The sequence below is a fragment of the Acidimicrobiales bacterium genome (assembly GCA_035546775.1).
Taxonomy (GTDB): Bacteria; Actinomycetota; Acidimicrobiia; order Acidimicrobiales; family JACCXE01; genus JACCXE01.
The window spans coordinates 18,510-42,423 of the sequence record DASZWD010000061.1; the positions used below are offsets into that span (position 1 = coordinate 18,510).

A 23,914-nucleotide genomic window follows, 5' to 3' on the forward strand; every position below is an offset into this window, starting at 1 on the left:
GGGCAGGATCGTAGGGGGTGATCCTCCGAAAACGGGGATGTGGCACTACCGTGGACGCCGCACATGGGCATTCCTCCCGTTCCGGGCAAGAAACTGTCGCGCCAGCACAGCGCGTCGAAACGCGCTCCCGCACACAGTGCCGCCAAGCGACCGGTGGCCAAGAAGGTTGCGGTCCAGGAACCCACGCCGCAGCCGCAACCGGCGCAGGTGCGCGCCCCCAAAGAACATCACCCGCACCGCGGCCTGCACCGGCTGCTGATCGGGCTCAACATCTTCGTCGGCCTGTGCGTGCTGTCGGCCGGCATCGGCTATGGCTACCTGAAGTTTCGCCTCGGTCAGCTCGACAAGATTTCCTTCGGTTGCAACGTGCTGCGCAACTGCGGCTCAGACGACCCGGGCAAGCCGATGAACGTGTTGCTCGTGGGCTCCGACACGCGCTCGTTCGTCAAGGACAAGTCCGATCAGGCGCAGTTCGGCAACGAGAACACCGTCGGCGGCGAACGCACCGACACCATGATGGTGCTCCACGTCGACCCGACGGCGCAGAAGGCGTCCATCTTGTCGATCCCCCGCGACCTGTGGGTGCCGATCGCCGGCATGGGCTACCGCGAACGCATCAACACCGCGTTCGGCATCAAGACCACCGGAGCGCACGCCGCGACTACGGCGCGCCAGTCGACGGTCACCACGACGAACGCGCTCGGCGCCACCGTCACGACATCGTCCGCCGTGATTCACGACGGGCCGGAGCGGCTCATCGCCACGATCCGCCAGAGCCTCGACATCGAGATCGACCACTACATGGAGGTCAACTTCGCCGGGTTCCGTTCGATCGTGAACGCCATCGGGGGCGTCACGGTCCCGTTCCCGGCGCCGGCGCGCGACAAGTTCTCGGGCCTCGACGTGAAGACCGCGGGCTGCGTCAACCTCACGGGCGACCAGGCGCTCGGCTACGTGCGCAGCCGCCACTTCCAGTACTTCGAATCCGGCCGTTGGCGCTCCGACCCGACGGGTGACATCGGGCGGATTCAGCGCCAGCAGGACTTCATCCGCCGCGTGCTCCGCAAGGCCATCAGCAAGGGCGTGCGCAACCCGGTCAAGCTCAACGCCCTCATCGGCGCCGGCATCAAGAACCTCAAGCTCGACTCGGCGCTGTCGACCAAGGACCTGCTGCGGCTCGGCAAGCAGTTCCACTCGCTCGAGCCCGAAGCCGTCGACATGCTGACGCTGCCCACCGACGGTTTCCGCACCCCTGCGGGCGCGTCGGTGCTCAAGCTGCGCGAGGACGAAGCGCGCACGATCATCAACCGGTTCAACGGCGTCGGCCAGGCGCCGACCACGAGCAACGGCCCGGTGCCCAAGATCCCGCCCGCGACCGTGCGCGTCCTCGTCCTCAACGGCACCGGGGTCAACGGCCAGGCCGGTCAGGTGCAGCGGCAGCTGACCACGGCCGGCTTCGGCGTCGGCGGCGTGGGCGACGCCAAGTCGTATAACAACCCGGTCACCACTATCCGCTACGGCGCCGGACAGATTCAGAAGGCGCAACTGCTCCAGGCCTACATCGTCGGTGGCGCCAAGATCGTGCTCGACAACACGCTGACCGGCGGCGACATCCAGCTCATCGTCGGCGCTGGTTTCGGCGGGGTGCGCACGTCGCTCACCGGCACGTCGTCGTCGACGACGACGCCGTCGACCACCGTCACCACGGCGGCGGGCACGTCGTCGCGGGGTGCCGCGACGCTGGCCTGCTAATAGGTTTGCGGCGATGAAGGGCATCGTTCTCGCCGGCGGCAGCGGTACGCGGCTGCACCCGGTCACGCTCGGCGTGTCGAAGCAGCTGCTGCCGGTCTACGACAAGCCGATGATCTACTACCCGCTGTCGGTGCTGCTGCTGGCGGGCATTCGCGAGATCCTCGTGATTTCGACGCCCCACGACCTGCCTCGCTTCGAGAGCCTGCTCGGTGACGGCCGCGACATCGGTGTGTCGTTCTCGTACCGTGAGCAACCGACGCCGGGCGGCTTGGCCGAGGCGTTCACCATCGGCGCCGAGTTCATCGGCAACGACAACGTGTGCCTCGTGCTCGGCGACAACATCTTCCACGCCGAAGGCCTCGGCGGCATGCTGCGCACTGCGGTCGACACGCTGCAGGGCGCGACCGTCTTCGGCTACAAGGTCGACGACCCGGAGCGTTACGGCGTGGCCGAAGTCGACGCCAACGGCCGCGTGTTGTCGATCGAAGAGAAGCCGGCGGTGCCGAAGTCGAACGTGGCGGTTACCGGGCTGTACTTCTACGACAACCAGGTCGTCGACATCGCGGCGAACCTGCCGCGCTCGGCGCGGGGTGAACTCGAGATCACCGACGTCAACCGCGTGTACCTCGACCGCGGCCAGCTCAACATGGTCAAGCTCGGCCGCGGCACGGCGTGGCTCGACACGGGCACCCACGACTCGCTGCTCGAGGCGGGAACGTTCGTGCAGGCGCTCATCCACCGCCAGGGCCTCCAGATCGCGTGCCTCGAAGAGATCGCGTTCCGCGAGGGCTACATCGACCTCGACCAGCTCACCGTGCTGGGCGACAAGCTCGGAAAGTCCAGGTACGGGGACTATTTGCGGGCGGTGGCGGCCGACCCCGACCGCTTCGCTTGACCCCGGTAGCCTTTCTCGCCTTATGAAGCTCTTTGTGACCGGCGGGGCCGGGTTCATCGGCTCGAACTACGTGCGCTGGGTGTTCGCCAATACCGACGACGAAGTCACCGTGTACGACGCGCTGACCTACGCCGGGAACCTGTCGACGTTGAAGGACGTCGACGACAGCCCTCGCTACAACTTCGTCAAGGGCAACATCTGCGATCCGGGCACGCTCGAAGACGCCATGCGCGGCCATGACGCCGTCGTGCACTTCGCCGCCGAGAGCCACGTCGACCGCTCGATCGTCGGCTCCGACGACTTCGTGAACACCAACTGCTTCGGCACCAACGTCGTGATGGACACCGCGCGTCGCCTCGAGATCGGCCGCGTTATCCACATCGGCACCGACGAGGTGTACGGGTCGGTCGAGGTCGGCTCGTCCAAGGAGACCGACCCGCTCGAGCCCCGCTCGCCGTACTCGGCGTCGAAGGCCGGCTCCGACCTGATCGCGCTGTCGTACCACTCGACCCACGGGCTGCCGGTCACGGTCACCCGCTGCACGAACAACTTCGGGCCGTGGCAGTACCCGGAGAAGGTCATCCCGCTGTTCACCACCAACCTGCTCGACGGCAAGAAGCTGCCGCTGTACGGCGACGGGATGAACGAGCGCGACTGGCTCTTCGTCGACGACCACTGCTCGGGCGTGCACCTTGTGCTGCAGCAGGGCAACCCCGGCGAGATCTACAACATCGGCGCCGGCAACGAGACGCCCAACCGCGTGCTCGTCGACAAGCTGCTGGCGCTGCACGGCAAGGGCGAGGAGATGGTGGAGTACGTGGAGGACCGCAAGGGCCACGACCGCCGCTACTCCGTCGACATCGCCAAGATCACTGCGCTCGGCTGGCGCAAGCAGCGCACCCTCGACGAGGCGCTCGAGGAAACCGTCAAGTGGTACGCCGACAACCGTTGGTGGTGGGAACCGCTGAAGAACGCCAAGTGACGCAGCGCATCCTCGTCACCGGAGCCGGCGGGCAGCTGGGCCACGACCTCGTCGCCGCGTTCGACGACTCGGCGCGCTACGAGGTGCTCGGCACGACTCACGCGTCGATGAACCTGGCCGACCGCGATCGCGTCCTGGCGGTCGTCTGCGACTTCGAGCCCGACGTCGTCATCCACGCCGGGGCGTGGACGGCCGTCGACAAGGCCGAGTCCGAAGCCGACGCCGCGTACGCCGCCAACGCGTTCGGCACCCGCAACGTGGCCGAGGGGGCACGTCGGGTTGGCGCCCACGTCGTGTACGTGTCGACCGACTTCGTGTTCGACGGCACCAAGGAGGGGCCCTACCGCGAGTGGGACGCCACCGGCCCGACGTCGGTGTACGGCGCGTCGAAGTTGGCGGGCGAGCACGAGATCGATCCGGGCTCGGCCATCGTGCGGATCTCGTGGGTGTGCGGTGCCCACGGGAACAACTTCGTCAAGACGATGCTGCGCCTGGCGAACGAGCGCGACACGTGGGGCGTCGTCGACGACCAGCGCGGCTGCCCGACGTTCACCGCCGAGGTGGCGCCGGCGATCAAGGAATTGGCGATCGGCCGCGTCCCCGGCACGTTCCATCTCTCCAACAGCGGCCCGACCACGTGGTACGGCTTCGCTTGCGCCATCCTCGAAGCCGCCGGCCACGATCCGGCGCGCATCACGCCGATCACCACGGCCGACTACCCGACGCCCGCCACCCGTCCCGCGAACTCCGTGCTCGACAACGGCGCCTGGCGCCTGGCCGGCTTCGCCCCCCTCGACGACTGGCACGCGCCACTCGCCCGCATGATCAAGGAGATCAGCTAAGGCTCCCGTAACCTTGGCGGATGGCTGACATTGCAGTAATCGGCACCGGCTACGTCGGGCTGACGACGGGTGCGTATCTCGCGCACCTCGGGCACAACGTCGTGTGTGCCGACGTCGTGCCAGAGAAGGTCGAGGCGCTCAACCGCGGCGAAGTGCCGATTCACGAAGCCGGACTCGACGAGATGGTCGAGCAGGGGATTGAAGCCGGCCGCCTGAAGTTCGTGCTCGGTGCCGTCACCGCCGCGGCCGAGGCCGAGTTCATCTTCCTGTGCCTGCCCACCCCGCAGGGCGAAGACGGCTCCGCCGACCTGTCCTACGTGGAAGCCGTCGCGCGTGACATCGGCCCCCACATCCGACCGGAGAGCATCGTGGTCAACAAGTCGACGGTGCCGGTCGGGTCGAACCTGCGCGTGGCCGCGCTGCTCAACCGCGACGACGTGTTCGTCGTGTCGAATCCCGAGTTCCTGCGCGAGGGCCAGGCGCTGCAGGACTCGCTGAACCCCGACCGCATCGTCATCGGCGCCAATGACCAGGAAGCCGCACTGCGTCTCGCCGAGTTGTACGAGTCGCTGCACGCGCCGGTGCTCGTGACCGATCCGGCGTCGGCCGAGACGATCAAGTACGCCGCCAACGCGTTTCTCGCCACCAAGGTGTCCTTCATCAACGCCGTCGCCCACTTCTGCGAGCTCGTCGGCGCCGACATCAAAGACGTGGCGCTCGGCATGGGCCAGGACAAGCGCATCGGCTTCGAGTTCCTCCGCCCGGGCCCCGGATGGGGCGGTAGTTGTTTTCCGAAGGATTCGCGGGCGCTGATTCACATGGCGGAGGACCGTGGGTACGGGTTCGACCTGCTGCGCAGCGTCGTGGCGGTGAACGACGAGCAGTACGAGCGCGTGGCCGACAAGATCGCGTTCGCCGCCGGTGGTTCGCTCGAAGGCAAGACGATCGCCGTGTGGGGGCTGACGTTCAAGGCGCGCACCGACGACACGCGTGAGTCGCCGGCGCTGTTCATCATCGAGCGGCTGCTGGCGCGCGGCGCCAAGGTGCAGGCGTTCGACCCGATGGCGAGTCGGCAGTTCGACGAGTTCGCCGTGTGCGACGACGCCTACGCCGCAGTCGAAGGTGCGGCGGCGCTGGCCGTGCTGACGGAGTGGGAGGAGTTCCGCTTCGTCGACCTGACGAAGGTGCGCAGCCTGATGGTGGGCACCAACATCGTCGACGCCCGCAACCTGCTCGACCCGGCCGCGGTGCGCCGCCACGGGTTCACCTACGACGGCATCGGGCGGCTGTAGCGAACGATGCGGGTAGTCGTCACCGGCGGCGCCGGTTTCATCGGGTCGCACCTGTGTCGCGCGCTGCTGGCGCGCGGCGACGAGGTCGTGGCCATCGACAACCTGCTCACCGGCAACATCGCCAACATCGAGGAGTTGTTCGGCACGCCCGGCTTCACGTTCATGCGCCACGACGTGAGCAACTTCGTGCACGTGCCCGGCCGGGTGGACGCCGTACTGCACTTCGCCAGCCCGGCGAGCCCCGCCGACTTCGAGCGCATCCCGATCCAGATCCTCAAGGTCGGCAGCCTCGGGACCCACCACATGCTGGGTCTGGCCAAAGACAAGGGGGCGAAGTTCTTCCTGGCGTCGACGAGCGAGGTGTACGGCGACCCGCAGGTGCATCCGCAGCCCGAGACGTACTGGGGCCACGTCAACCCGATCGGTCCACGCGGCGTGTACGACGAGGCGAAGCGCTTCGCCGAGGCGATGACATTCGCCTACCACCGCGCCCACGGCGTCGATGTGCGCGTGGCGCGCATATTCAATACGTACGGTGACCTAATGCGACCCGACGACGGGCGTCTCGTCACCAACCTGCTCGTGCAGGGCCTGCGGGGGGAGTCGCTCACCGTCTACGGCGAGGGTAAGCAGACGCGCAGCTTCTGCTTCATCGACGACGAAGTGCGCGGCCTGCTGGCGCTGCTCGACAGTGACTATGTGGGTCCGGTCAACATCGGCAACCCCGCGGAGTACACGGTGGCCGAGTTCGCCGAGATCGCCCGTGAGGTGACGGGCAACCGTTCCGAGATCGTGCACCAGCCGCTGCCGATGGACGACCCGATGCAACGCCGCCCCGACATCACCCTGGCGCGCCAGATCCTCGGATGGGAGCCGACGATCGGTCTGCGCGAAGGCCTCGAGCGCACGGCGGAGTACTTCCGCCGGATTCTCGGGTGATGCGCGTCGCGGCGGTCGTCGTCAACTACAACGCCGGCGCGTACCTCCTCGACTGCGTGCGCTCGCTGCACGGTGCCGGCCTCGACACCGTCGTGGTCGCCGACAACGCCAGCACCGACTCGTCGCTGGCGGACCTAAAGCGCGCCGAGCCGTGGGTGACGATCGTGGAGACGGGCGCGAACTACGGCTACGGCGGTGGCGTGAACCGGGGCGCGGCCGCGCTCGCGCCTGACGCCGCCGACGTGTTGCTGGTGTGCAACGCCGACATCGTCGTGGAGCCCAGCGCAGTGAAGGCGCTCGTCGCGGCCCTCGAAGCGGACGTACAGCTCGGCATCGTGGGACCGCGCATCGACAACACCGACGGCACTCTCTACCCTTCAGCGCGCATCGTGCCGCGTCCCCTTGACGCCGCCGGGCACGCCTTTCTCGGTCTCGTGATGCCGAACAACCGCTTCACCCGCCGCTACCGCCTGCTCGACTGGGACCACGCCTCGCCGCGCCGTGTCGACTGGGTGTCGGGGGCGTGCTTCGCCATTCGGCGCGATCTGTTCGACCGGCTCGGCGGCTTCAACGAGGACTACTACATGTACCTCGAAGACATCGACCTGTGTCATCGCGCCGGCGTGCTCGGCGCCGGGGTCGGCTACGACCCGGCGGCCCGCGTGATCCACGAGGGTGGCGTGTCGACGCGGCAGTTGCCCTACCGCATGCTCGCCGAGCACCACCGGTCGGTGTTGCGCTTCTGGTGGTCGTCGCACACCTGGCCGACGCGCGCCGTGTTCCCCTTCGTCGCGCTCGGCATGGGTGTGCGCCTGGTGCTGTCGGTGCTCGCCCGATCCCTGCGTCGTTCGTGACTGAGGCACCGTTGCTCGGGCGCGAGGACGCCGTCCCGCGGCGGCGCTGGCGTTGGCTGCTGCCCCTGTGCGTAGTGGTGGCGCTGATGGCGCTGGTGCTCAGCCTCGTGGTCCGCGGTGGCAACGGCCACAGCGCCAAAGGCGTCCTCAGCTCGTATCTCACGGCGGTGCAGGACGGCGACACCGCGACGGCCTACGGCATGTTGTGCGCCGGCTCGTCGACGCCGAGCAAGGCCGACTTCGCGAGGCAGGTCGCCGAGGAGCGACAGAACTTCGGCGGCGTGAAGCGCCACCGCATGGGCACGACGAAGACCCTCGCCGGCGGAGACGAACTCGTGAGCTACACGATCCAGTACCACAACACCTACCGGTGGTACGAAGCACGCATGACGCACAAAACGGGTGCATGGTTGGTGTGCGGGTTCAAGGAGATCCCCCGGCCCGACATCCGGGTGCCGTTCGAGCCGCTGCCCACGCCCCCGGGCGCCGGTGACACCGGCGATACGACCACCACGTTGTAGCCTCACACCCCGCTATGGGTAAGGCGTCACAGGCAAAGAAGGTCAACCGCGCGGCAGCGACCGGCGGCGGGCGTACCGCGGGCAAGAAGACCCCCGTCGGCTGGTACAGCGCGCTGTTCGTGGTCGTGGTCCTCGGGGTGCTCGGCGTCTTCATGGCATCGAAGAACCTCGACGACACCAAGGCGAGCGCGTCCACGGTGCCGCCCGTCGTCAACAAGGACCACTGGCATACCGCCTATGGCTTCAACCTGTGCGGTAAGTGGGCCGCGCCGCTCAAGGACGGCCCCCAGGGCGACCAGACCGGCATCCACACCCATGAAGACGGCCTGGTGCACATCCACCCGTTCGTCGCCTCGGTGGCCGGCAAGAACGCTACTTTCGGCAAGTTGTTTGACGACACGGGTGTGACCGTCACCGCCACGTCGGTCAACCTCAAGCGCGCCGGTGAGAAGTTCAAGAACGGCGACAAGTGCGGCAAGAAGCCAGGCGAGCTCACGACGTACGTGTTCAAGAACCTGAAGGACACGAAGGGCACGAAGTTCTCGGGGAACCCGTCAGACATCCGCCTGAAGGACGGGATGCTGATCACGGTCAGCTTCAATCCCAAGGGCTTCAAGGTCACGCAGCCGCCGTCGGCCGCGACGCTGCCCAACCCGGCGGACCTGCAGCAGACGACGAATCCGACGGACACCGTCCCGCAGGACACGTCGACTTCTGCTCCGTGAAAGCGATCGTCCTCGTCGGAGGCGAGGGCACGCGGCTCAGGCCGCTGACGTACACGACACCGAAGCAACTGCTGCCCGTCGCCGGCGTGCCGATGCTCGAGCGTGCCGTCGCCCACCTCGCCCGCCACGGCGTCGACGAAGTGATCCTGTCGATGGGCTACAAGGCCGACGCGTTCCTTGCCGCCTATCCCGACGGTCACTGCGCCGGCGTACCCGTGCGCTACGTCGTGGAGGCCGAGCCGCTGGACACGGGTGGCGCCATCGCCTACGCCGCCGACGAAACCGCGGTTGACGATCGCTTCCTCGTCGTCAACTCCGACGTGCTCACCGACATGGACTACAGCGCGCTGATCATGACCCACGCGGCGACGGGCGCGCTCACGACGATCGGGCTCACCCCCGTCGAAGACCCGTCACGCTTCGGCGTGGTCGTGACCGACAGCGACGGGCGGGTTACGGCGTTCATCGAGAAGCCAGCACCGGGCACGGCGCCGACGAACCTCATCAACGCCGGCATCTACGTCATGGAGCCCGCGGCGCTCGAGGTCATCGAGCGCGGGCGTCGGGTCTCAGTCGAGCGTGAAGTGTTCCCGGCGATGGTCGAACGCGGCGTGCTGTACGCCGCCGCCGTCGAGGGCTACTGGATCGACATCGGCAACCCGGCGGCCTACGTCCAGGCGAACCTCGACATCGCGGGCCGCTCCGTCATCGACGCCACGGCGAAGGTCGAACCCTCGGCGGTCGTCATCGACTCCGTCGTGCAGGCCAACGCGTTCGTCGGCGCCAACGCCGTCGTCGACCGCTCCGTCATCGGGGTCGGTGCCACGGTGGGTGTGAGCGCATCAGTGCGCGAGTTCGCCGTCGTGGGTCCCGGCGCAACCGTGCCCGACTTCGCCGAGGTCGTCGGCGGGACAGTGGAGTAGCGATGCGGTACTTGGTCACCGGCGGCGCCGGTTTCATCGGTTCGAACCTCGTCGACCGGTTGCTCGCCGAAGGTCACGAGGTCGACGTCATCGATGACCTCTCGGGCGGCAAACTCTCCAACCTCGCCGACGCCCGCGCCAACGCCGACGGCGCGCTCAAGATCCACACGCTCGACATCCGCTCGCGCGACACCGTCGCGCTCATCCAGCGCCGGGAGCCGGAGGCCATCGTGCACCTGGCGGCGCAGCTCAGCGTGCGCGACTCGGTCGCCGATCCCGTCAACGACGCGTCGATCAACATCATCGGGCTGCTCAACGTGCTCGAGGGCGCCCGCGCCGCCCACGCCGCGAAGGTCATCTTCAGCTCGAGTGGCGGCACCATCTACGGGACCGTCCCCGAGGACGCGTTGCCGGTGCGCGAAAGCCAGCCGCAGCGGCCACTGTCGCCTTACGGCATCAGCAAGAAGGCGAGTACCGACTACCTCAACGCGTACCGCGAGCTGTACGAGCTCGATTTCACGTCGTTGGCCCTGTCGAATGTGTACGGCCCGCGGCAGAACCCGCACGGCGAGGCGGGCGTCGTCGCCATCTTCGCCGGGCTGTTGCTCGACGGGCGCCAGTGCACCATCTTCGGCGACGGCGGCAAGACGCGCGACTACATCTACGTCGACGACGTCGTCGACGCCGTCGTACGGGCGACGCATCGCGGCGGCGGGCTGCTGTGCAACATCGGCACCGGCGTCGAAACGTCAGACCGGCAGGTGCACGACTCTGTCGCACGCGCCGTCGGTGTCGACGCCCAGCCCATCTTCGCCGCCGATCGTCCCGGTGACCTTCAGCGCAGCTGCCTCGATCCCGGACGCGCCGCCATGCAGCTGGGTTGGCAACCCTTCACCGCCTTCGACGACGGCGTGGCGCAAACCGTCGAATGGTTCCGCGCGAATCGCGCCGCGAGCTAGCGGAAAAGGTCTTCGGCCGGGGGGCGGACGATCTCACTCGCCACCGACGACTCGCGCAACCAATCGGCGTCGATGCCGCGCACGACGGCGACCGGGATGCCCGACGCCTTGCCCATGACCAACTCGGCCGCCGACGCGATCTCGTCCGCGATGGCGACCTCGGTCACCTGCAGTTCGCGTCCCAACGCGTCGGTCGTCCCGCGCAGGTCGACCACCGCCGCGATCCCGGCGACGCCGATCGCCACGTCGGTGAGTCCGCGCCGCCACGGGCGACCGAACGTGTCGGAGACGATCACGCCGACGTCGATGCCGAGGTCGGCGCGCAGGCCGTCGCGAATGCGTCGCGCCGAGCGATCGGAGTCGACAGGTAGCAACGCGGCGTAGCCCGACGGCACGTTGGACAGGTCGATGCCGGCGTTGGCGCAGACGAAGCCGTGTTTGGTCTCGCTGATGATGAGGTCGCCGCGGCGGCGCACGATGCGCACCGACTCTTCCTCGACGAGGGCCTTGGCCGACAGCGGGTCTTCGGGGTTCACCGGTACGAGCCGGCCCTCCGCCTTCGACACGATCTTCTGCGTGACGACCAGTACGTCGCCCGCCTGCAACGCGCCGGCCGCGGCGTCGGCGATGAGCGTGGCCAGACGATCGCCGTCGTGGACCTCGCCGATGCCCTCGAGGGGGAAGATCGTGATCACGCCGGTGATGATGCCGCGTCGAGGCAGACGCGAGCCAACGCCGCCGCGGCGTCCGCGTCGTGCATGATCGTGGGAGCGACAACGCAGCGCATGCCCGCGTCTTCGACCGCCGGTGCGAGGTCACGATCGGCTTCGTCGATCACGAGGGTCGCCGCGAGGTCGCGGTACAAGCGGGCGACGCCCACGACCGATGCGTCGTGGCCGAGTTCGCGCAGCATGCGATCCGCCGGGCCCTTGAGAGCGGTGCCGGCGACGATGGGCGACACCGCCACCGCGTCAGCGCGGCGCGCCTCGACCGCGGCGCGCACGCCGGGCACGGCAAGCACCGGCCCGATCGAGACGATCGGATTCGAGGGGCAGATGAGCACGACGTCAGCGTCGGCGAGCGCGGCGAGCACGCCGGGCGTGGGGTGGGCCTCCTCGGCGCCGGCGAAGCGCACGTCGGTCACCGTCACGTTGTGCTGCCGGCCGACGAAGTACTCCTGGAACCCGATCTCGCCTTCGCCGTCGACCGTCACCCGCGTCTCGAGGCGGTCCTCGGTGACCGGGATGACGCGCACGTCGATATCCCACGCCTGGGTGATCTCGGCCGTCACGTCCGCGAGGCTCGCACCGTCGCGCAGACGCTGCGTGCGGTACAGGTGCGTGGCGAGGTCCTTGTCGCCGAGGCGAAACCACGTGAGGCCGCGGTAGCGGTCCAAGGCGGTCATCGCCTGCCACGACTCACCGGCGAGGCCCCAGCCCGTCTCCGGGTTGATGGCCTCGGCCAGCGTGTAGGTGATGGTGTCGAGGTCCGGGCTGATGTGCAGGCCGTGCAGCACGACGTCGTCGCCGGTGTTGACGACGGCGGTGACGTCCGTCGGGCGGACGGCGCGCATCACCCCCCGCAGCATCTTGGCCGCGCCGACGCCGCCGGCGAGGGCGCAGACCCGCGTCACTGGAGCGCGATCACACGCAGCAGGGAGGGGCCGCCGGTTCCGGAGCCGGCGACGACGGCGCCGCCGGGCACGTGGGCCGCGGCAACGCGGGCGCCGTGGTCGCTCGAGGTGGCGAAGGCCATGAACTCGGTGACCACGCCGCCCGCCTGGTCGAACACGCGCACGTGCGGACCGCCGGCCTCACCGGCGCCCGTGATGACCTCGGGCGCCGCGTCGCCCGTGACGTTGCCGCCGGCGACGTAGACGCCGCCGGTGAACGCCGGGTCATACGCCATCCACCCGACGGTCGACGCGCCGAGCAGGTCGAACAGGCGCACGTGGGGCCCGCCGCCGGGCCCGGGCCCGGTGACGATGTTGGCGCCCGCCGCCGCCACCCTGACGCCGCCGGTGAAGTGCGGGTCATAAGCCATGAACTCGCCCCGCAGGTTGCCGTCGCGATCGAACACGCGCACGTGCGGGCCGCCGCCGGCGCCGGCGCCGGTGATGATCTCGTCGCCCGGGTTCGTCGGGTCGACGTCGCCACAGCCCACGTAGACGCCGCCGGTGAAGCCCGGGTCGTAGGCCATGAAGCCGCCGTTGTGGGGCGAGCCGTCGGCGTTCCACACGCGCACGTGCGGGCCGCCGCCCGCCCCGGGCGACGTGACGATCGAATCGAGAGCGTCGTCACCGAAATGGCACACCGCCACGCGCACGCCGCCGGTGAAGTGCGGGTCGTACGCCATGAACTCGACGCCGGTGGCGTCGCCGTCGGGCGTGAGTACGCGCACGTGCGGGCCGCCGCCCTTGTCGGCGCCGGTGACGATGCGGTTGGTGTCGCCGTTGGTGAGGTGCCCGGCGGCCACGAAGACCCCGCCGGTGAAGCCGCCGTAGGGACTCGAGCCGCCGATGCGCATCAGCGTGCTCGGGAGTCGGCCACCCGAGGGCGGGGTCGGCCCGGGAGCGGCATTGACGATCGACTGGAACGTCGGCCCGCTCACGTGCTTGGTGCCGCTGGAACCCACGATGCGCACGCCGCCGCTGCCGTCGCTGTTGGCCTTCGTCACGCGGCCCGAGACGCCGAGGGGGTTGAGGAAGTCGATCGACTGGAGGGTGCCCACCGCCGTGGCGGAGTTCGAGTTGACGAAGCTCTGCATGTCGGCGAGCGACCAGTCGCGCTTCCACGTGTGCAGACTGTTCTGGCCGTTGGCCGAGTCGTAGGGGTCGGGTACGCCGCGCAGGTAGGGCACGGTCGCCGAGAAGACGTTCTCGCTGTTCTCGGTGTAGCCGCCCGACGACGACGAATAGAACGTCTCGGCGACGCCGCCGTTGTAGGTGACCATCTCGTTGCCGGTGCCGTCGACGGCGGAGACCCAGTTCGAACCGCCGCTGTTGGTTTCCTTGTCGTAGCCGACGTAGTTCTGGTCGCGCACGTCGCCGTAGAGGAAGGTCGCGCCGTGCTCGAGCTTGTACTCGGCGTACGAGCGCGCCGCCAGCACCTGGGCCTTGAGCGCGTTGACCGGCCACGACGACGGCACCTCGCCGAGGCCGCGTAGGTACTCGTTCATCCCCATGCTGGCGATGGTCGAGCGCAACTCGGTGGCCGAGGGCGCGTTCAGTTCGATCTGGCCGTACTTGTAGTCGTGGCCGGTGTCGTTCACGTGAACGGGGGAGTTGTTGTACTCGACGTAGATGTTGTCGCCGCCGCCGCCGACTTGCGTGAGAACTTGGGTGCCGTTGACGGTCACGTCGAACTTGCCGTTGTTCACCGTCGCCACGATCGGCTGGTTCGCTTCGGCGGCGGCGACGATCTGACCCTTCAGCACGAGGTTGACGTGCGCGGTCGGCACGACGGTGAGGTCGGCGGGAGCGGTGGTGTCGTCGCCGATCTGGATGCGCACCTCGGGCTTGGGTGCGACGGACGTGACCGCGGTGCCGGTGAAGTAGTGCGTGAGGATGTCGGCGTAGCCGTAGCCCTGCTGGGCGTAACCGAGGGCGCCGTACTGGCTCATGCCGACGCCGTGGCCGAAGCCGCCTCCCTCGATGTGGAAGGTGGACGGCGTGGCGCTCGCAGGCGGAGCAACGGCGAAGACGACGCCCACGACCGACGCGATGACGGCGGCCGCGGCGAGCAGGCGGGGGAGTGGGCGGAGCACGCTCCTATCTTTGTCGACGCGCCAGGCGCGAAGGGACGCGCTTGACGATGCCCACCGGCCCGTGGCGGCGGAAGGTCCGGTACGAGCGCCACAGAAAGGCCCGGAAACGGCGGTACTGCATGCGTACGGGCGGGGGCAGCATGACGCTCCAGCGGCGCGGCAATTCGTAGCGCTCGAGGGGCCGGTCGACGAACGGTTCGCTCGGCGCCACCACGTCGGTCCAGTTCGACTGGCGGGTCGTGGGCGTCGCCGAACGGAGAATGTCGGCGTACACGTGGGCCTGGAGGTGGGGCGACCACCGCAGGAGCGCGTCGCGCCGGGCGCGGGCGCCGATGCGGGCGCGCAACGCCGGTTCGGTCACGAGCGCTTCGAGCGCTGCGGTCCACTCGTCGAGCGTCTCTGCGAGCAGGCCGTTGCGGCCGTGCTGCACGGCTTCGCGAAACGGTTCCGTGGGCGAGGCCACCGTCGGCGTCGCCACCAGCGCCGCTTCGAGCCACTTGATGGCGCTCTTGGCTTCGTTGAAGCGGCTGCCGGCGGTGAGCGGCGCCAGGTTGACGTCGAGGTCGCGCAACACCTTGGGCAACGCCGTCCACTCGGTGAAGCCGATGCGCTTCACGCGCGCGGCGTACGCGTCGAGCGCCGGAGAGGGCGTCACCAGACCGACGAGCCATAACTCGACGTCGGGGTGGCGCGCCAGCACCGCGGCGACGGCGGGCTCGACCATCGCCCAGTCGTGGTCGTGGGTGTTGGTCCCCGACAGGTACCCCATACGCACCGGACCGGCGGTGCGCGGCTTGCGCAGCGCGGCGTCGCTTTGCTGGCCCACCAGCAGGCCGACACCGTTGGGGAAGCGGTAGGTCGGCATTCCCGTCACGGCGGCGGCGTGGGCGCACAACCCCGCGGTGCTGCCGACGAAGCCGTCGCACGCTTCCATCGCGGTGCGGTAGCGGCGCACGCCTTCGAGCCACAGCGCGGCTTCGTCCGGCGGCAGGATCGACAACGCGGGAATCTCGGCGGCCAGCTCCGGGTCGAAGATCAGGTCGTCGACGTCGTAGAGCACCACGACGCCGCGGGCGCGCGCCGCGGCGATGACGTCGAGTACCTCGGCGGTCGCCGGCACGCGGTACACGACGATGGCGTCAGCCTGGCGCGCCAGCTCGGGCACCGACGCGTCGGAGTAGTAGCGCACGTCGGCGTGCACGCCCAACAGCCCGAGCGCCTCCGCCGGCAGGAACGCGCGATAGCGCAGCGGCGCCCCGTCGATCCCGACGAGAAACAGCACCCGCCGCCCAACCCCCGAACTGGTCTCGCCGGACGCCTGTTTCCGGCCCTCGGGCGAGACCAGTTCGGCGTAGAGGGCAAGAAGGCCGTCGACTTGGTCTTGGATCGGGCGAACGGGGATGTCATGGCAGGCGGCGCGCATGCTGTCGACGAGCGCGGGCTCGTCGATGAAGCGGCGCATGGCGTCGGCGAGCGCGGACGCGTCGGCCGCCGGGACGACGAGGCCGTTGACGCCGTCCTCGACGACTTCTTCGGGCCCAAGCGTGTCGGTGCAGATGACGGGCACGCCGGCGGTGAGCGCCTCGCGCGTTACCAGCGAGTGCGACTCCCGCATGATGCTCGGCACCAGCAGGACGTCGGTGTTCGCCCACACGGCCGCGGCCTCGGAGGGCGCGAAGCTGGGCACCGTTTCGACGGGCAAACCCGCGAGCGACACGTTGTTGGCGACGACGAAGTCGTCGATGTTATGGGTGACGATCCGCCAGTCGCCGGGCGGAAGCAGGCGCACCGCGTCGAGTACGACGCGCACCCCCTTCATCTCGTTCCACCCGCCGGTGTAGCGAAACGTGATCACAGTTCGAGGCCGTTCTCGTCGACGCGCAGCTTCGCTGGGTCGACCCCGTTGGCCGCCATCACCGCCGCGGCCGACGCCGAGGGGCACAGCACCACGTCGACGTGCTCGAGCGCGGCCCGCAGCCGGTCGTTGCGCAGACCGAGCCATCGGTGGTCGACCTCGCACTGGCACACCCCGCAGTCGACGACGAGGCTGCACGGCGTGAAGGTGCGGTCGACGAGGAACTGCCGGGCGCAGTTCCACCAGAAGTCGTGCATCGTCAGCACGACCGGCACACCCGCCGCCTTCGCCGCCTCGATCACGCCCACGCCGAGGCCCTGACACGAGTGGACGTGCACGACGTCGGGCTGCGTCGTCACCAGCCAGTCGACGAAGTCCGAGCTGACATTCGGATTGTCGAAGTTGTGGTCGTCGGCCCAGCCGATCCAGGGGTTGATCTCGATCCAGTGGACGTTGACGCCGGCCTCGTCGGTCTCGTCCCAGCTCGAACCGGCGCGCCGGTTCCTGTCGAGGTGGCCGGCGTAGACGAATACGTCGTGGCCGGCGGCGGCGAAGGCGCGCGCCAGCCGCTGGGGTGCGAGCGTGCCGCCCGAAGTGAAGTTCGGCGGGAAGTGAGAGGAGACGACCCCGATCCGCATTGCGGTTTCACACTAAAGGGGTAACTACGCTGGTCCCGTCATGGCGACGGTCTCGGAGCTAGCCGAAGCCCGCGAACTCTTCCGCAACCTCACTCTGCGTGAGCTACGCGGCAAGTACAAGCGGTCGGCCTTGGGGTGGGCGTGGTCGATGATCAACCCGCTCGCGACCATGGCGATCTTCTGGTTGGTCTTCCACTTCGTCATCCGGGTCGACCCCGACACCGGCAATCCGTCCGGTTTGCACAACTTCGGCTTCTTCCTGTTGTGCGGCCTGCTGCCGTGGAACTTCCTGCTCAACAGCCTCATGGGCGGCATGGGAGCGCCGCTGGCGAACGCCGGCCTGATCAAGAAGGTGTACTTCCCGCGCGAAGTGCTGGCGGCGTCGGTGATCGCGTCCTGGGCGGTGCAGTTTCTGATCGAACTCGGGGTGCTCATCGCCGCGTTGTTGTTCGTGGGCAACGTGGCCATTCAATACATCCCCGGCGTGGTCCTCGTCGTCGCCCTCGAGATGTTCTTCGCCTACGGCATCGCCCTCGCGCTCGGTGCCATGAACGTGTATTTCCGCGACGTGCAGCACTTCCTCGCGCTGTTGCTCCAGCTCTGGTTCTACGCCACCCCCATCGTGTATCCGAAGAGCCTCGTGCCACGCACGGCAAAGCTGTTCGGGCACACGCTGCCGGTCGAGCGCCTGTACGGGCTCAACCCGATGGTTCGCTTCGTCGACATGTACCGCAACCTGATGTACGACCTGCGCTGGCCCCCGCTGTACGACTTTGCCTACGTGGCGGGCGCCGCGATCCTGAGCGTGCTCATCGGTCGCTGGATCTTCATGAAGCTCGAACCGCGCTTCGCCGAGGAGCTGTAATGAGCGAACCGGCAGTCCTGGCCGAGCACGTCTCGAAACGTTTTCGCTTGTACCACGAGCGCAACGACTCGCTGAAGGTGGCGCTGATGCGCGGCGGGCGCGCGAAGTACGAAGAGTTCTGGGCGCTCAAGGACGTGTCACTCGAAGTGCCGAAGGGCTCCACCTTCGGCCTCATCGGAGAGAACGGCTCGGGCAAGTCGACCCTGCTCAAGTGCATGGCGCGCATCCTGCGCCCCGACAAGGGCCGCACCGCCATCGTCGGCAAGACGAGCGCGCTGCTCGAAGTGGGCGCCGGCTTCCACCCCGAGCTGTCCGGGCGCGACAACGTCTACCTGAACGGTTCGATCCTCGGCCTCTCGAAGAAGGAGCTCGACGCCAAGTTCGACGGCATCGTCGAGTTCGCCGGTCTCGAACGCTTCATCGACACGCCGGTCAAGAACTACTCCTCGGGCATGTACGTGCGCCTCGGCTTCTCCGTGGCCATCAACGTCGATCCCGACGTGCTGCTGGTCGACGAGATCCTGGCGGTGGGCGACGAGAACTTCCAGCGCAAGTGCGCCGAGAAGTTCGCCGACCTCCACAACGAAGGCAAGACGATCGTCGTCGTCAGCCACGCGTTGGGGACGGTCCGCAATCTGTGCGACCACGTCGCCCTGCTCGAACACGGCGTGCTCAAGCAGGTCGGCACCGCGGCGGACGTCATCGACAATTACATGGCCGACGCCCACGTCGCCCGCCACGACGAGGGCATCGGCGGGTCGCGCTGGGGCTCAGGCGAGGGCCGCATCGACAAGGTCGAGATCATCGGGCGCGACGGGGTGCCGACCCAGCAGGTGCGCACCGGTGAACGCGTCACGTTCCGCCTGCACTACACGACGAGCGAACCGATCGCGCGGCCGGTGTTCGGCATCGGCATAACCACGCTCAACGGCATCGACCTGTCCGGGCCGAACACGCGCGACGTCGGCGTGATCCCCGAGAAGGTCAACGGCTCGGGTGTTGTCGACATGACCGTCGAGGGTCTGCCCTTGCTGGCGGGAACCTACGACTTGGCGGTCGGCTTCTACGACTACAGCGCGACGCATCCCTACGACCACCGTCTGCACGCGCTGCGCTTCGACGTCGAACCCGGCACGCCCCGCCAGCAGCACGGTTTCGTCGCCCTCGACGCGACGTGGACCGTGGACGGCGCGTCGCCGCGCCTGCCGTGAAGATCCTCGTCATCACGAATGACGCCCTGGGCGCCCGCATGGCCGGCCCGGCGATCCGCGCGTGGAAGATGGCTACGGCGCTGTCGCAGCGCGGTCACGACGTCACGCTGTTCACCACCGGCAACTGTGATCCGCTGCCGTCGTCGTTCGCGGTGCGTCGCGGCTGGACCGACGAACTGAAGGCGCTCGAAGCATGGTGCGACGTCATCGTGTTCCAGGGCTTCGTCATCGACGGCCAGCCGTGGCTGGCGCACACCGACAAGGTCATGGTTGTCGACCTCTACGACCCGTTCCACCTCGAGCAACTCGAACTGTCGCGCGAGGCCAGTGAGCACGACGTGCGCGTCGAAGTCGTGGCGTCGACCGTCGCCGTGCTCAACGAGCAGATCGCGCGCGGTGACTACTTCCTGTGCGCCAGCGAGAAGCAGCGCGACTTCTGGCTCGGCGCCCTCGGCGCTCTCGGGCGCATCAACCCCTTGACCTACGACGCCGATCCGTCGTTGCGGTCGCTGATCGACGTCGTCCCCTTCGGTGTGGACGACGAACCCGCGTCGCAGCAGCGCCATGCAATCCGCGGCGCGGTCGCCGGCATCGCCGCGGACGACGAGGTCCTGCTGTGGGGTGGCGGCGTCTACAACTGGTTCGACCCGCTGACCCTCATCCGCGCCGTCGACGCGCTCAAGGCGCGCCGGCCGAAGCTGCGCTTGTACTTCCTCGGCATGAAGCACCCGAATCCCGAGGTGCCGCAGATGCGCATGGCGACCGAAGCCCTGGCGTTGTCCGAACAGCTCGGCCTTACCGGCAAGCACGTCTTCTTCAACCACGACTGGGTGCCCTACGAACAACGCGCCGACTGGCTGCTCGACGCCGACATCGGGGTGAGTACGCACCTCGACCACGTCGAGACGGCGTTTTCGTTCCGCACCCGCGTGCTCGACTACCTGTGGGCCGGCCTGCCGATCGTGTGCACCGCCGGCGACGCCATGGGCGAACTCGTCGAAGCCCACCACCTCGGTACGGCGGTGCCCGCCGACGACGTGTCGGCGCTCGCCAACGCCATCGACGCGCTGCTCTCCGACGACGCGGCGCGCGCCGAAGCGTCCGCCGCCGTGCGCAAGGTGGCGCCCGACTTCGCTTGGAGCAAGGCGCTCGCCGCGCTCGTTGCCTTCTGTGACGCGCCGCGGCGCGCGCCGGATCTCGTCGACCGCGAGACCGCCGGGCGGTTGGCGGCGGTCGGTCGCGGGGCGGCCCGGCAACGGCGCGGCCCCTTCCACGTGGCCGCGTCGCTGCGCCGCCACGTCCGCAACGGGCGCGGGCCGGAACTGCTGCGCATGGCGCTGCGCCGCCTACGCTGAGCCGGTGCGGTGGCTTCGTTCGCAGAGTTTCGACCTCTACAGCCGGTACTCACACGTCTTCCAGATCCGGCGCACGAGCCTGCCGCCGGAACGCATTCGCATTCTCGACGTCGGTGATCCCTTCGGCACGATCGCGTCGATCTTCCCCGAAGACGAAACGGTCAGCCTCGACGTCTACCAGGACAACCCCAACACCGACGGCCATGCCCACATCCTCGGTTCGGGCTTCGAGCTGCCTTTCGCCGACAACTCGTTCGACCTCGTCTGTTCGCACGACGTGCTCGAGCACTTGCCGCCCCAGCGTCGCACCGAGTTCCTCGCCGAGCTGCTGCGCGTCAGCCGCGGCCCCGTCGTCGCGGTGGCACCGTGGTTCGACCCGCGCTCGGTGCGCGTCGAGCACCTCGTCAACTCGTACTTCGTCGCCAAGCTCGGCCACACGCTGGCGCCCCTCGACGAACACACCGAGTTCTCGCTGCCCGACGGCGACGCCATCACCGCTTGGCTCGCCGACCGCGGGATCGACTACCGCCTCTTCGGCGACGGCTGGCTGTTCCACTGGGTGGCGCTCTACTACCTGAAGGCGCACCTGCTGATCCGCGGCGCCGAAGACGTGCTGCACCGCATCGACGCGCTGTGCAACGACCTGCTGCTCGAGACTGATCACCGCCCGCCGCACTACCGCACCACGCTCGTGCTGCGGCCGCCGGCCACACTGCCCGACCTGCCGGCGCACGTGCCGCTGCCGGCGAAGGATCAGCTGCGCGACGACGTCGACGAACTGACCGAAGTGGCGATGTCGCTCGCCGAGGCGTTGCGCCCCGAAGAGGACCCGCTCAGCCCGCGTTCGCGGCTGGCGGCGTGGATCGAAGCGCGCCAGCACGCTGACAGCGACGCCCAGCGCACGCTGGCCGCGTCGCTCGCCACTGTGTTCGAGCGGCTGCGCCACCGCCCGTCACCCGACGAAGCCGAACTGTTGCCGCCCGCCTCGCCGGCGGGACGGCGCGTCGCCGTGGTCCTCGTCAACTTCAACGGCATCGAGCACCTCCCGCCGTGCCTCGAGTCGCTGGCGGCGCAGGACTACCCGCGCGAGCTCGTCGAGGTGATCGTGGTCGACAACGGGTCGACCGACGGATCGCTCGAACTGCTGGCGAACGACTACCCGTGGGTCAAGGTGCTGCCGCAGGGCTACAACACCGGGTTCGCGCCGGCGGTGACGACGGGTGTCGAGGCGAGCGGGTCGGAGTGTGTCGCCTTCATCAACAACGACATGCGTGCCGATCCGCGCTGGCTGTCCGAACTGGTCGCCGCCTACGCACCGGCCAACGGCGTGGTGTGCGTGGCCGGCCAGATCCGCGGGTGGGACGGCGACAAGGTCGACTTCGTCGACGCCGTCGTCAACTTCTACGGCATGGGCGACCAGGTTGGCTACGGCAAGCCGCTCGAAGACGTCGACGCCCGCGACGGTGCGCCGTTGCTGTTCGCCTGCGGCGGCTCGATGCTCGTGAGCCGTGAGGTGTACCTCAACACCGGGGGCTTCGACCCGAAGTTCTTCGCGTATTTCGAAGACGTCGACTTCGGCTGGCGCCTGTGGCTGCTCGGCTACGAGGTGCGCTTCGCCGAGAACGCCATCACGTTCCACCGCATGCACGGTACGTCGTCGCGCTTCGCACAGCACCAGCGCATGCTGCTGTACGAACGCAACGCGCTGCGCGCCGTCATCAAGAACTACGGCGACGACACGCTGGCGCGCGTGCTGGCCCCCGCGCTGCTCGTCATGATCGACCGCGCCGTCCAGCGCGGCGACCTGCCCGCAAATCGCGACGCCTACGACCCCGGTGGTGACACCGCGCCGACCGAAGAGGTCTCGCGCATCACGCTGTCGCATCTCCACGCCATTCACGACCTGCTCACCGACATCGACGGCCTGATCGCCGAGCGGAGCAAGATTCAGCGCGCCCGGCGCCGCGAGGACGACGACATCCTCGCCCTGTTCGGGTCGCCGTTCTCGCCCGTCCTGACCGACCGCGAGCACGTCGACGTGCAGCGCAAGGTCGTCGACGGCTTCGGACTCGCCAAGGTGTTCGAGCGCCACCGCGCCAAGCGGGTGCTGTTCATCTCGGCGAACGAGGTCGGCGAGAAGATGCGCGGCCCCGCGATCCGCGCCTTCGAGATGGCCAAGGCGCTGTCGTCGACGACGAACGTCGCGGTGGCCGCTCCGGGTGAGACCAACACCGAAGTCGACGGCGTGCCCATCTACGGCTATCCCGACGAGACGACCCTGGTACGCCTGGCCAGCGCGGCTGAAGTCGTCGTGCTGCAGGGCTACCAGCTGCGCGAGTACCCGAAGCTGGCGAACGTCGAGACCGTGCTCGTGGCCGACATGTACGACCCGTTCCTATTCGAGAACGCCGAATTGCACGGCGAAGGGGCGGCCGCCGATCTGGCGCTGCGCCAGGACGCGTCGGTCCTCAACGAACTGCTTGACGCCTGCGACTACTTCATCTGCGCGTCGGAGCGCCAGCGCGACTACTGGCTCGGCATGCTGAGCTCGCGCGGCCGACTCGACTCGGTGACCTACGCCACCGACCCGACGCTGCGCCAGCTCATCGACGTGGTGCCCTTCGGCTTGCCGCGGCACCGGCCGCGCCATCCCGAGCCCGTGCTGAAGGGCGTGCATCCCAAGATCGGCGTCGACGACCTCGTCGTGCTGTGGGGCGGCGGCGTGTGGGACTGGTTCGACCCGATCTCGGTAGTCGAGGCGTTCCGCCTCGTGCTGCATCGGGTGCCGAACGCCAAGCTCTACTTCCTCGGCCTGCAGCTGTCGAGTCCTGACGTACCGCCGATGCGCATGGCCGAAGCCGTCGTGCACCACGTCGCGGCTCTCGGTCTCGACGACGCCGTCGTCTTCGGCGACTGGACGGGCTATGACGAGCGCGAAGCGTTCCTCGTCGAGTCCGACATCGCCATCTCTGCTGCCCGCGACCTTGCCGAGACGCGGCTGGCATTCCGTAGCCGCATCCTCGACTACCTGTGGGCGGGACTCCCGGTCGTCACGACGGGAGGCGACGTGTTCGCCGACATCGTCGAGCGCGAAGACCTCGGCATCGTCGTCGCACCGGGTGACGTGAACGGCCTGGCGCGCGCCATCGTCGACTTGTTGCGCGATCCGGAACGACGCCGCGAGGCCTCGGCGCGCGCGATCCAGGTTGCCGACTCCATGACGTGGGCCGACAACGTGGCGCCGCTGCGCCGCGTCGCCCTGGAGCCGTGGCGGTGGCGTCAGACGCGGGCCGCACGCCAGCGCGGTCGCATCGTCACCCAGGACGTGCAGATGCTGCTCGACGACCGCGACGCAGAGGTGGCGCGCCATCGCGCCTTCACCGACGAGCTGTTCTTCCTGCGCAAGCACGTCGAAGAACTCGAGGCGATCGTCGAGCACAAGGACCGCCCCTACGCCATCGCCCGCAAGGCGCCGGGCGTACAGAAGATCGTCGGCGTGGCGCGCCGGGCCCGCGGGCAGTCGCGCCAGTAACCGGGCGCG

General features: G+C 68.6%; 20 protein-coding genes. 15 read left to right on the top strand and 5 right to left on the bottom strand.

Annotated elements, in window-relative coordinates:
- Positions 1-63 precede the first annotated feature (63 nt).
- Genes VHC63_15795 through VHC63_15845 form a run of 11 tightly spaced genes read left to right on the top strand, consistent with a single transcriptional unit; the run spans position 64 to position 10,684 of the window.
- Positions 64-1,752: an LCP family protein gene (locus VHC63_15795; GenBank protein HVV38069.1), complete on the top strand. Its 1,689-nt coding sequence runs from the start codon at positions 64-66 to the stop codon at positions 1,750-1,752.
- A gap of 13 nt (positions 1,753-1,765) precedes the next feature.
- Complete coding sequence (gene rfbA, locus VHC63_15800) at positions 1,766-2,647, top strand: glucose-1-phosphate thymidylyltransferase RfbA (protein ID HVV38070.1); 882 nt, start codon at positions 1,766-1,768, stop codon at positions 2,645-2,647.
- A gap of 22 nt (positions 2,648-2,669) precedes the next feature.
- Complete coding sequence (gene rfbB, locus VHC63_15805; protein ID HVV38071.1) at positions 2,670-3,629, top strand: dTDP-glucose 4,6-dehydratase; 960 nt, start codon at positions 2,670-2,672, stop codon at positions 3,627-3,629.
- The gene (gene rfbD / locus VHC63_15810; protein ID HVV38072.1) at positions 3,626-4,471 is read left to right on the top strand and encodes a dTDP-4-dehydrorhamnose reductase; all 846 of its coding nucleotides are present in this window, start codon (positions 3,626-3,628) and stop codon (positions 4,469-4,471) included. The genes rfbB and rfbD overlap by 4 nt, the downstream gene beginning before the upstream one ends.
- Positions 4,472-4,491: 20 nt before the next feature.
- Positions 4,492-5,763: a UDP-glucose/GDP-mannose dehydrogenase family protein gene (locus VHC63_15815; GenBank protein ID HVV38073.1), complete on the top strand. Its 1,272-nt coding sequence runs from the start codon at positions 4,492-4,494 to the stop codon at positions 5,761-5,763.
- A gap of 6 nt (positions 5,764-5,769) precedes the next feature.
- Entirely contained in the window at positions 5,770-6,702 is a 933-nt protein-coding gene (locus VHC63_15820; GenBank protein HVV38074.1) for a UDP-glucuronic acid decarboxylase family protein, read from the top strand.
- Positions 6,702-7,556: a glycosyltransferase family 2 protein gene (locus tag VHC63_15825; GenBank protein HVV38075.1), complete on the top strand. Its 855-nt coding sequence runs from the start codon at positions 6,702-6,704 to the stop codon at positions 7,554-7,556. Before VHC63_15820 ends, VHC63_15825 begins: the two co-directional genes overlap by 1 nt.
- Positions 7,553-8,077: a hypothetical protein gene (locus VHC63_15830; protein ID HVV38076.1), complete on the top strand. Its 525-nt coding sequence runs from the start codon at positions 7,553-7,555 to the stop codon at positions 8,075-8,077. Before VHC63_15825 ends, VHC63_15830 begins: the two co-directional genes overlap by 4 nt.
- Positions 8,078-8,091: 14 nt before the next feature.
- Positions 8,092-8,802, top strand: a complete 711-nt coding sequence (locus VHC63_15835; protein HVV38077.1) for a hypothetical protein — start codon at positions 8,092-8,094, stop codon at positions 8,800-8,802.
- Positions 8,799-9,725 carry an NDP-sugar synthase gene (locus VHC63_15840; protein HVV38078.1) on the top strand — a complete coding sequence of 309 codons (927 nt, stop codon included), beginning with the start codon at positions 8,799-8,801 and terminating at the stop codon, positions 9,723-9,725. The genes VHC63_15835 and VHC63_15840 overlap by 4 nt, the downstream gene beginning before the upstream one ends.
- Before the next feature lie 2 nt (positions 9,726-9,727).
- On the top strand, positions 9,728-10,684 hold the full coding sequence (locus VHC63_15845; protein HVV38079.1) for a GDP-mannose 4,6-dehydratase: 957 nt from the start codon (positions 9,728-9,730) through the stop codon (positions 10,682-10,684).
- Here the strand turns inward: VHC63_15845 and cofE are convergent.
- The 5 genes from cofE to VHC63_15870 are packed head-to-tail and all read right to left on the bottom strand — an operon-like array spanning position 10,681 to position 16,942.
- Complete coding sequence (gene cofE / locus VHC63_15850; GenBank protein HVV38080.1) at positions 10,681-11,379, bottom strand: coenzyme F420-0:L-glutamate ligase; 699 nt, start codon at positions 11,377-11,379, stop codon at positions 10,681-10,683. The two genes, VHC63_15845 and cofE, sit on opposite strands and share 4 nt — an antisense overlap.
- A complete protein-coding gene (cofD, locus tag VHC63_15855; protein ID HVV38081.1) occupies positions 11,376-12,317 on the bottom strand; it encodes a 2-phospho-L-lactate transferase in 942 nt (313 codons plus the stop codon). The genes cofE and cofD overlap by 4 nt, the downstream gene beginning before the upstream one ends.
- The gene (locus VHC63_15860) at positions 12,314-14,449 is read right to left on the bottom strand and encodes a SpoIID/LytB domain-containing protein (GenBank protein HVV38082.1); all 2,136 of its coding nucleotides are present in this window, start codon (positions 14,447-14,449) and stop codon (positions 12,314-12,316) included. The genes cofD and VHC63_15860 overlap by 4 nt, the downstream gene beginning before the upstream one ends.
- Positions 14,450-14,453: 4 nt before the next feature.
- Positions 14,454-16,304 carry a glycosyltransferase gene (locus VHC63_15865; GenBank protein HVV38083.1) on the bottom strand — a complete coding sequence of 617 codons (1,851 nt, stop codon included), beginning with the start codon at positions 16,302-16,304 and terminating at the stop codon, positions 14,454-14,456.
- Positions 16,301-16,942: a glycosyltransferase gene (locus VHC63_15870; protein HVV38084.1), complete on the bottom strand. Its 642-nt coding sequence runs from the start codon at positions 16,940-16,942 to the stop codon at positions 16,301-16,303. The genes VHC63_15865 and VHC63_15870 overlap by 4 nt, the downstream gene beginning before the upstream one ends.
- Positions 16,943-16,982: 40 nt before the next feature.
- Here VHC63_15870 and VHC63_15875 point away from each other — a divergent pair, with 40 nt between their 5' ends.
- Genes VHC63_15875 through VHC63_15890 form a run of 4 tightly spaced genes read left to right on the top strand, consistent with a single transcriptional unit; the run spans position 16,983 to position 23,905 of the window.
- A complete protein-coding gene (locus tag VHC63_15875; GenBank protein HVV38085.1) occupies positions 16,983-17,807 on the top strand; it encodes an ABC transporter permease in 825 nt (274 codons plus the stop codon).
- Positions 17,807-19,018 carry an ABC transporter ATP-binding protein gene (locus VHC63_15880; protein HVV38086.1) on the top strand — a complete coding sequence of 404 codons (1,212 nt, stop codon included), beginning with the start codon at positions 17,807-17,809 and terminating at the stop codon, positions 19,016-19,018. The genes VHC63_15875 and VHC63_15880 overlap by 1 nt, the downstream gene beginning before the upstream one ends.
- Positions 18,982-20,373 (top strand): glycosyltransferase, encoded by a 1,392-nt coding sequence (locus VHC63_15885; protein ID HVV38087.1) that lies wholly within the window; start codon positions 18,982-18,984, stop codon positions 20,371-20,373. The genes VHC63_15880 and VHC63_15885 overlap by 37 nt, the downstream gene beginning before the upstream one ends.
- A gap of 4 nt (positions 20,374-20,377) precedes the next feature.
- A complete protein-coding gene (locus VHC63_15890; protein ID HVV38088.1) occupies positions 20,378-23,905 on the top strand; it encodes a glycosyltransferase in 3,528 nt (1,175 codons plus the stop codon).
- Positions 23,906-23,914: the final 9 nt, after the last annotated feature.

Bases quoted from the DNA above. Each gene is read 5' to 3' on its own strand.
- VHC63_15795 (HVV38069.1), top strand. From the start codon at position 64: ATGGGCATTCCTCCCGTTCCGGGCAAGAAACTGTCGCGCCAGCACAGC.
- rfbA (HVV38070.1), top strand. From the start codon at position 1,766: ATGAAGGGCATCGTTCTCGCCGGCGGCAGCGGTACGCGGCTGCACCCG.
- rfbB (HVV38071.1), top strand. From the start codon at position 2,670: ATGAAGCTCTTTGTGACCGGCGGGGCCGGGTTCATCGGCTCGAACTAC.
- VHC63_15815 (HVV38073.1), top strand. From the start codon at position 4,492: ATGGCTGACATTGCAGTAATCGGCACCGGCTACGTCGGGCTGACGACG.
- VHC63_15820 (HVV38074.1), top strand. From the start codon at position 5,770: ATGCGGGTAGTCGTCACCGGCGGCGCCGGTTTCATCGGGTCGCACCTG.
- VHC63_15825 (HVV38075.1), top strand. From the start codon at position 6,702: ATGCGCGTCGCGGCGGTCGTCGTCAACTACAACGCCGGCGCGTACCTC.
- VHC63_15835 (HVV38077.1), top strand. From the start codon at position 8,092: ATGGGTAAGGCGTCACAGGCAAAGAAGGTCAACCGCGCGGCAGCGACC.
- VHC63_15845 (HVV38079.1), top strand. From the start codon at position 9,728: ATGCGGTACTTGGTCACCGGCGGCGCCGGTTTCATCGGTTCGAACCTC.
- VHC63_15870 (HVV38084.1), bottom strand. From the start codon at position 16,942: ATGCGGATCGGGGTCGTCTCCTCTCACTTCCCGCCGAACTTCACTTCG.
- VHC63_15875 (HVV38085.1), top strand. From the start codon at position 16,983: ATGGCGACGGTCTCGGAGCTAGCCGAAGCCCGCGAACTCTTCCGCAAC.
- VHC63_15880 (HVV38086.1), top strand. From the start codon at position 17,807: ATGAGCGAACCGGCAGTCCTGGCCGAGCACGTCTCGAAACGTTTTCGC.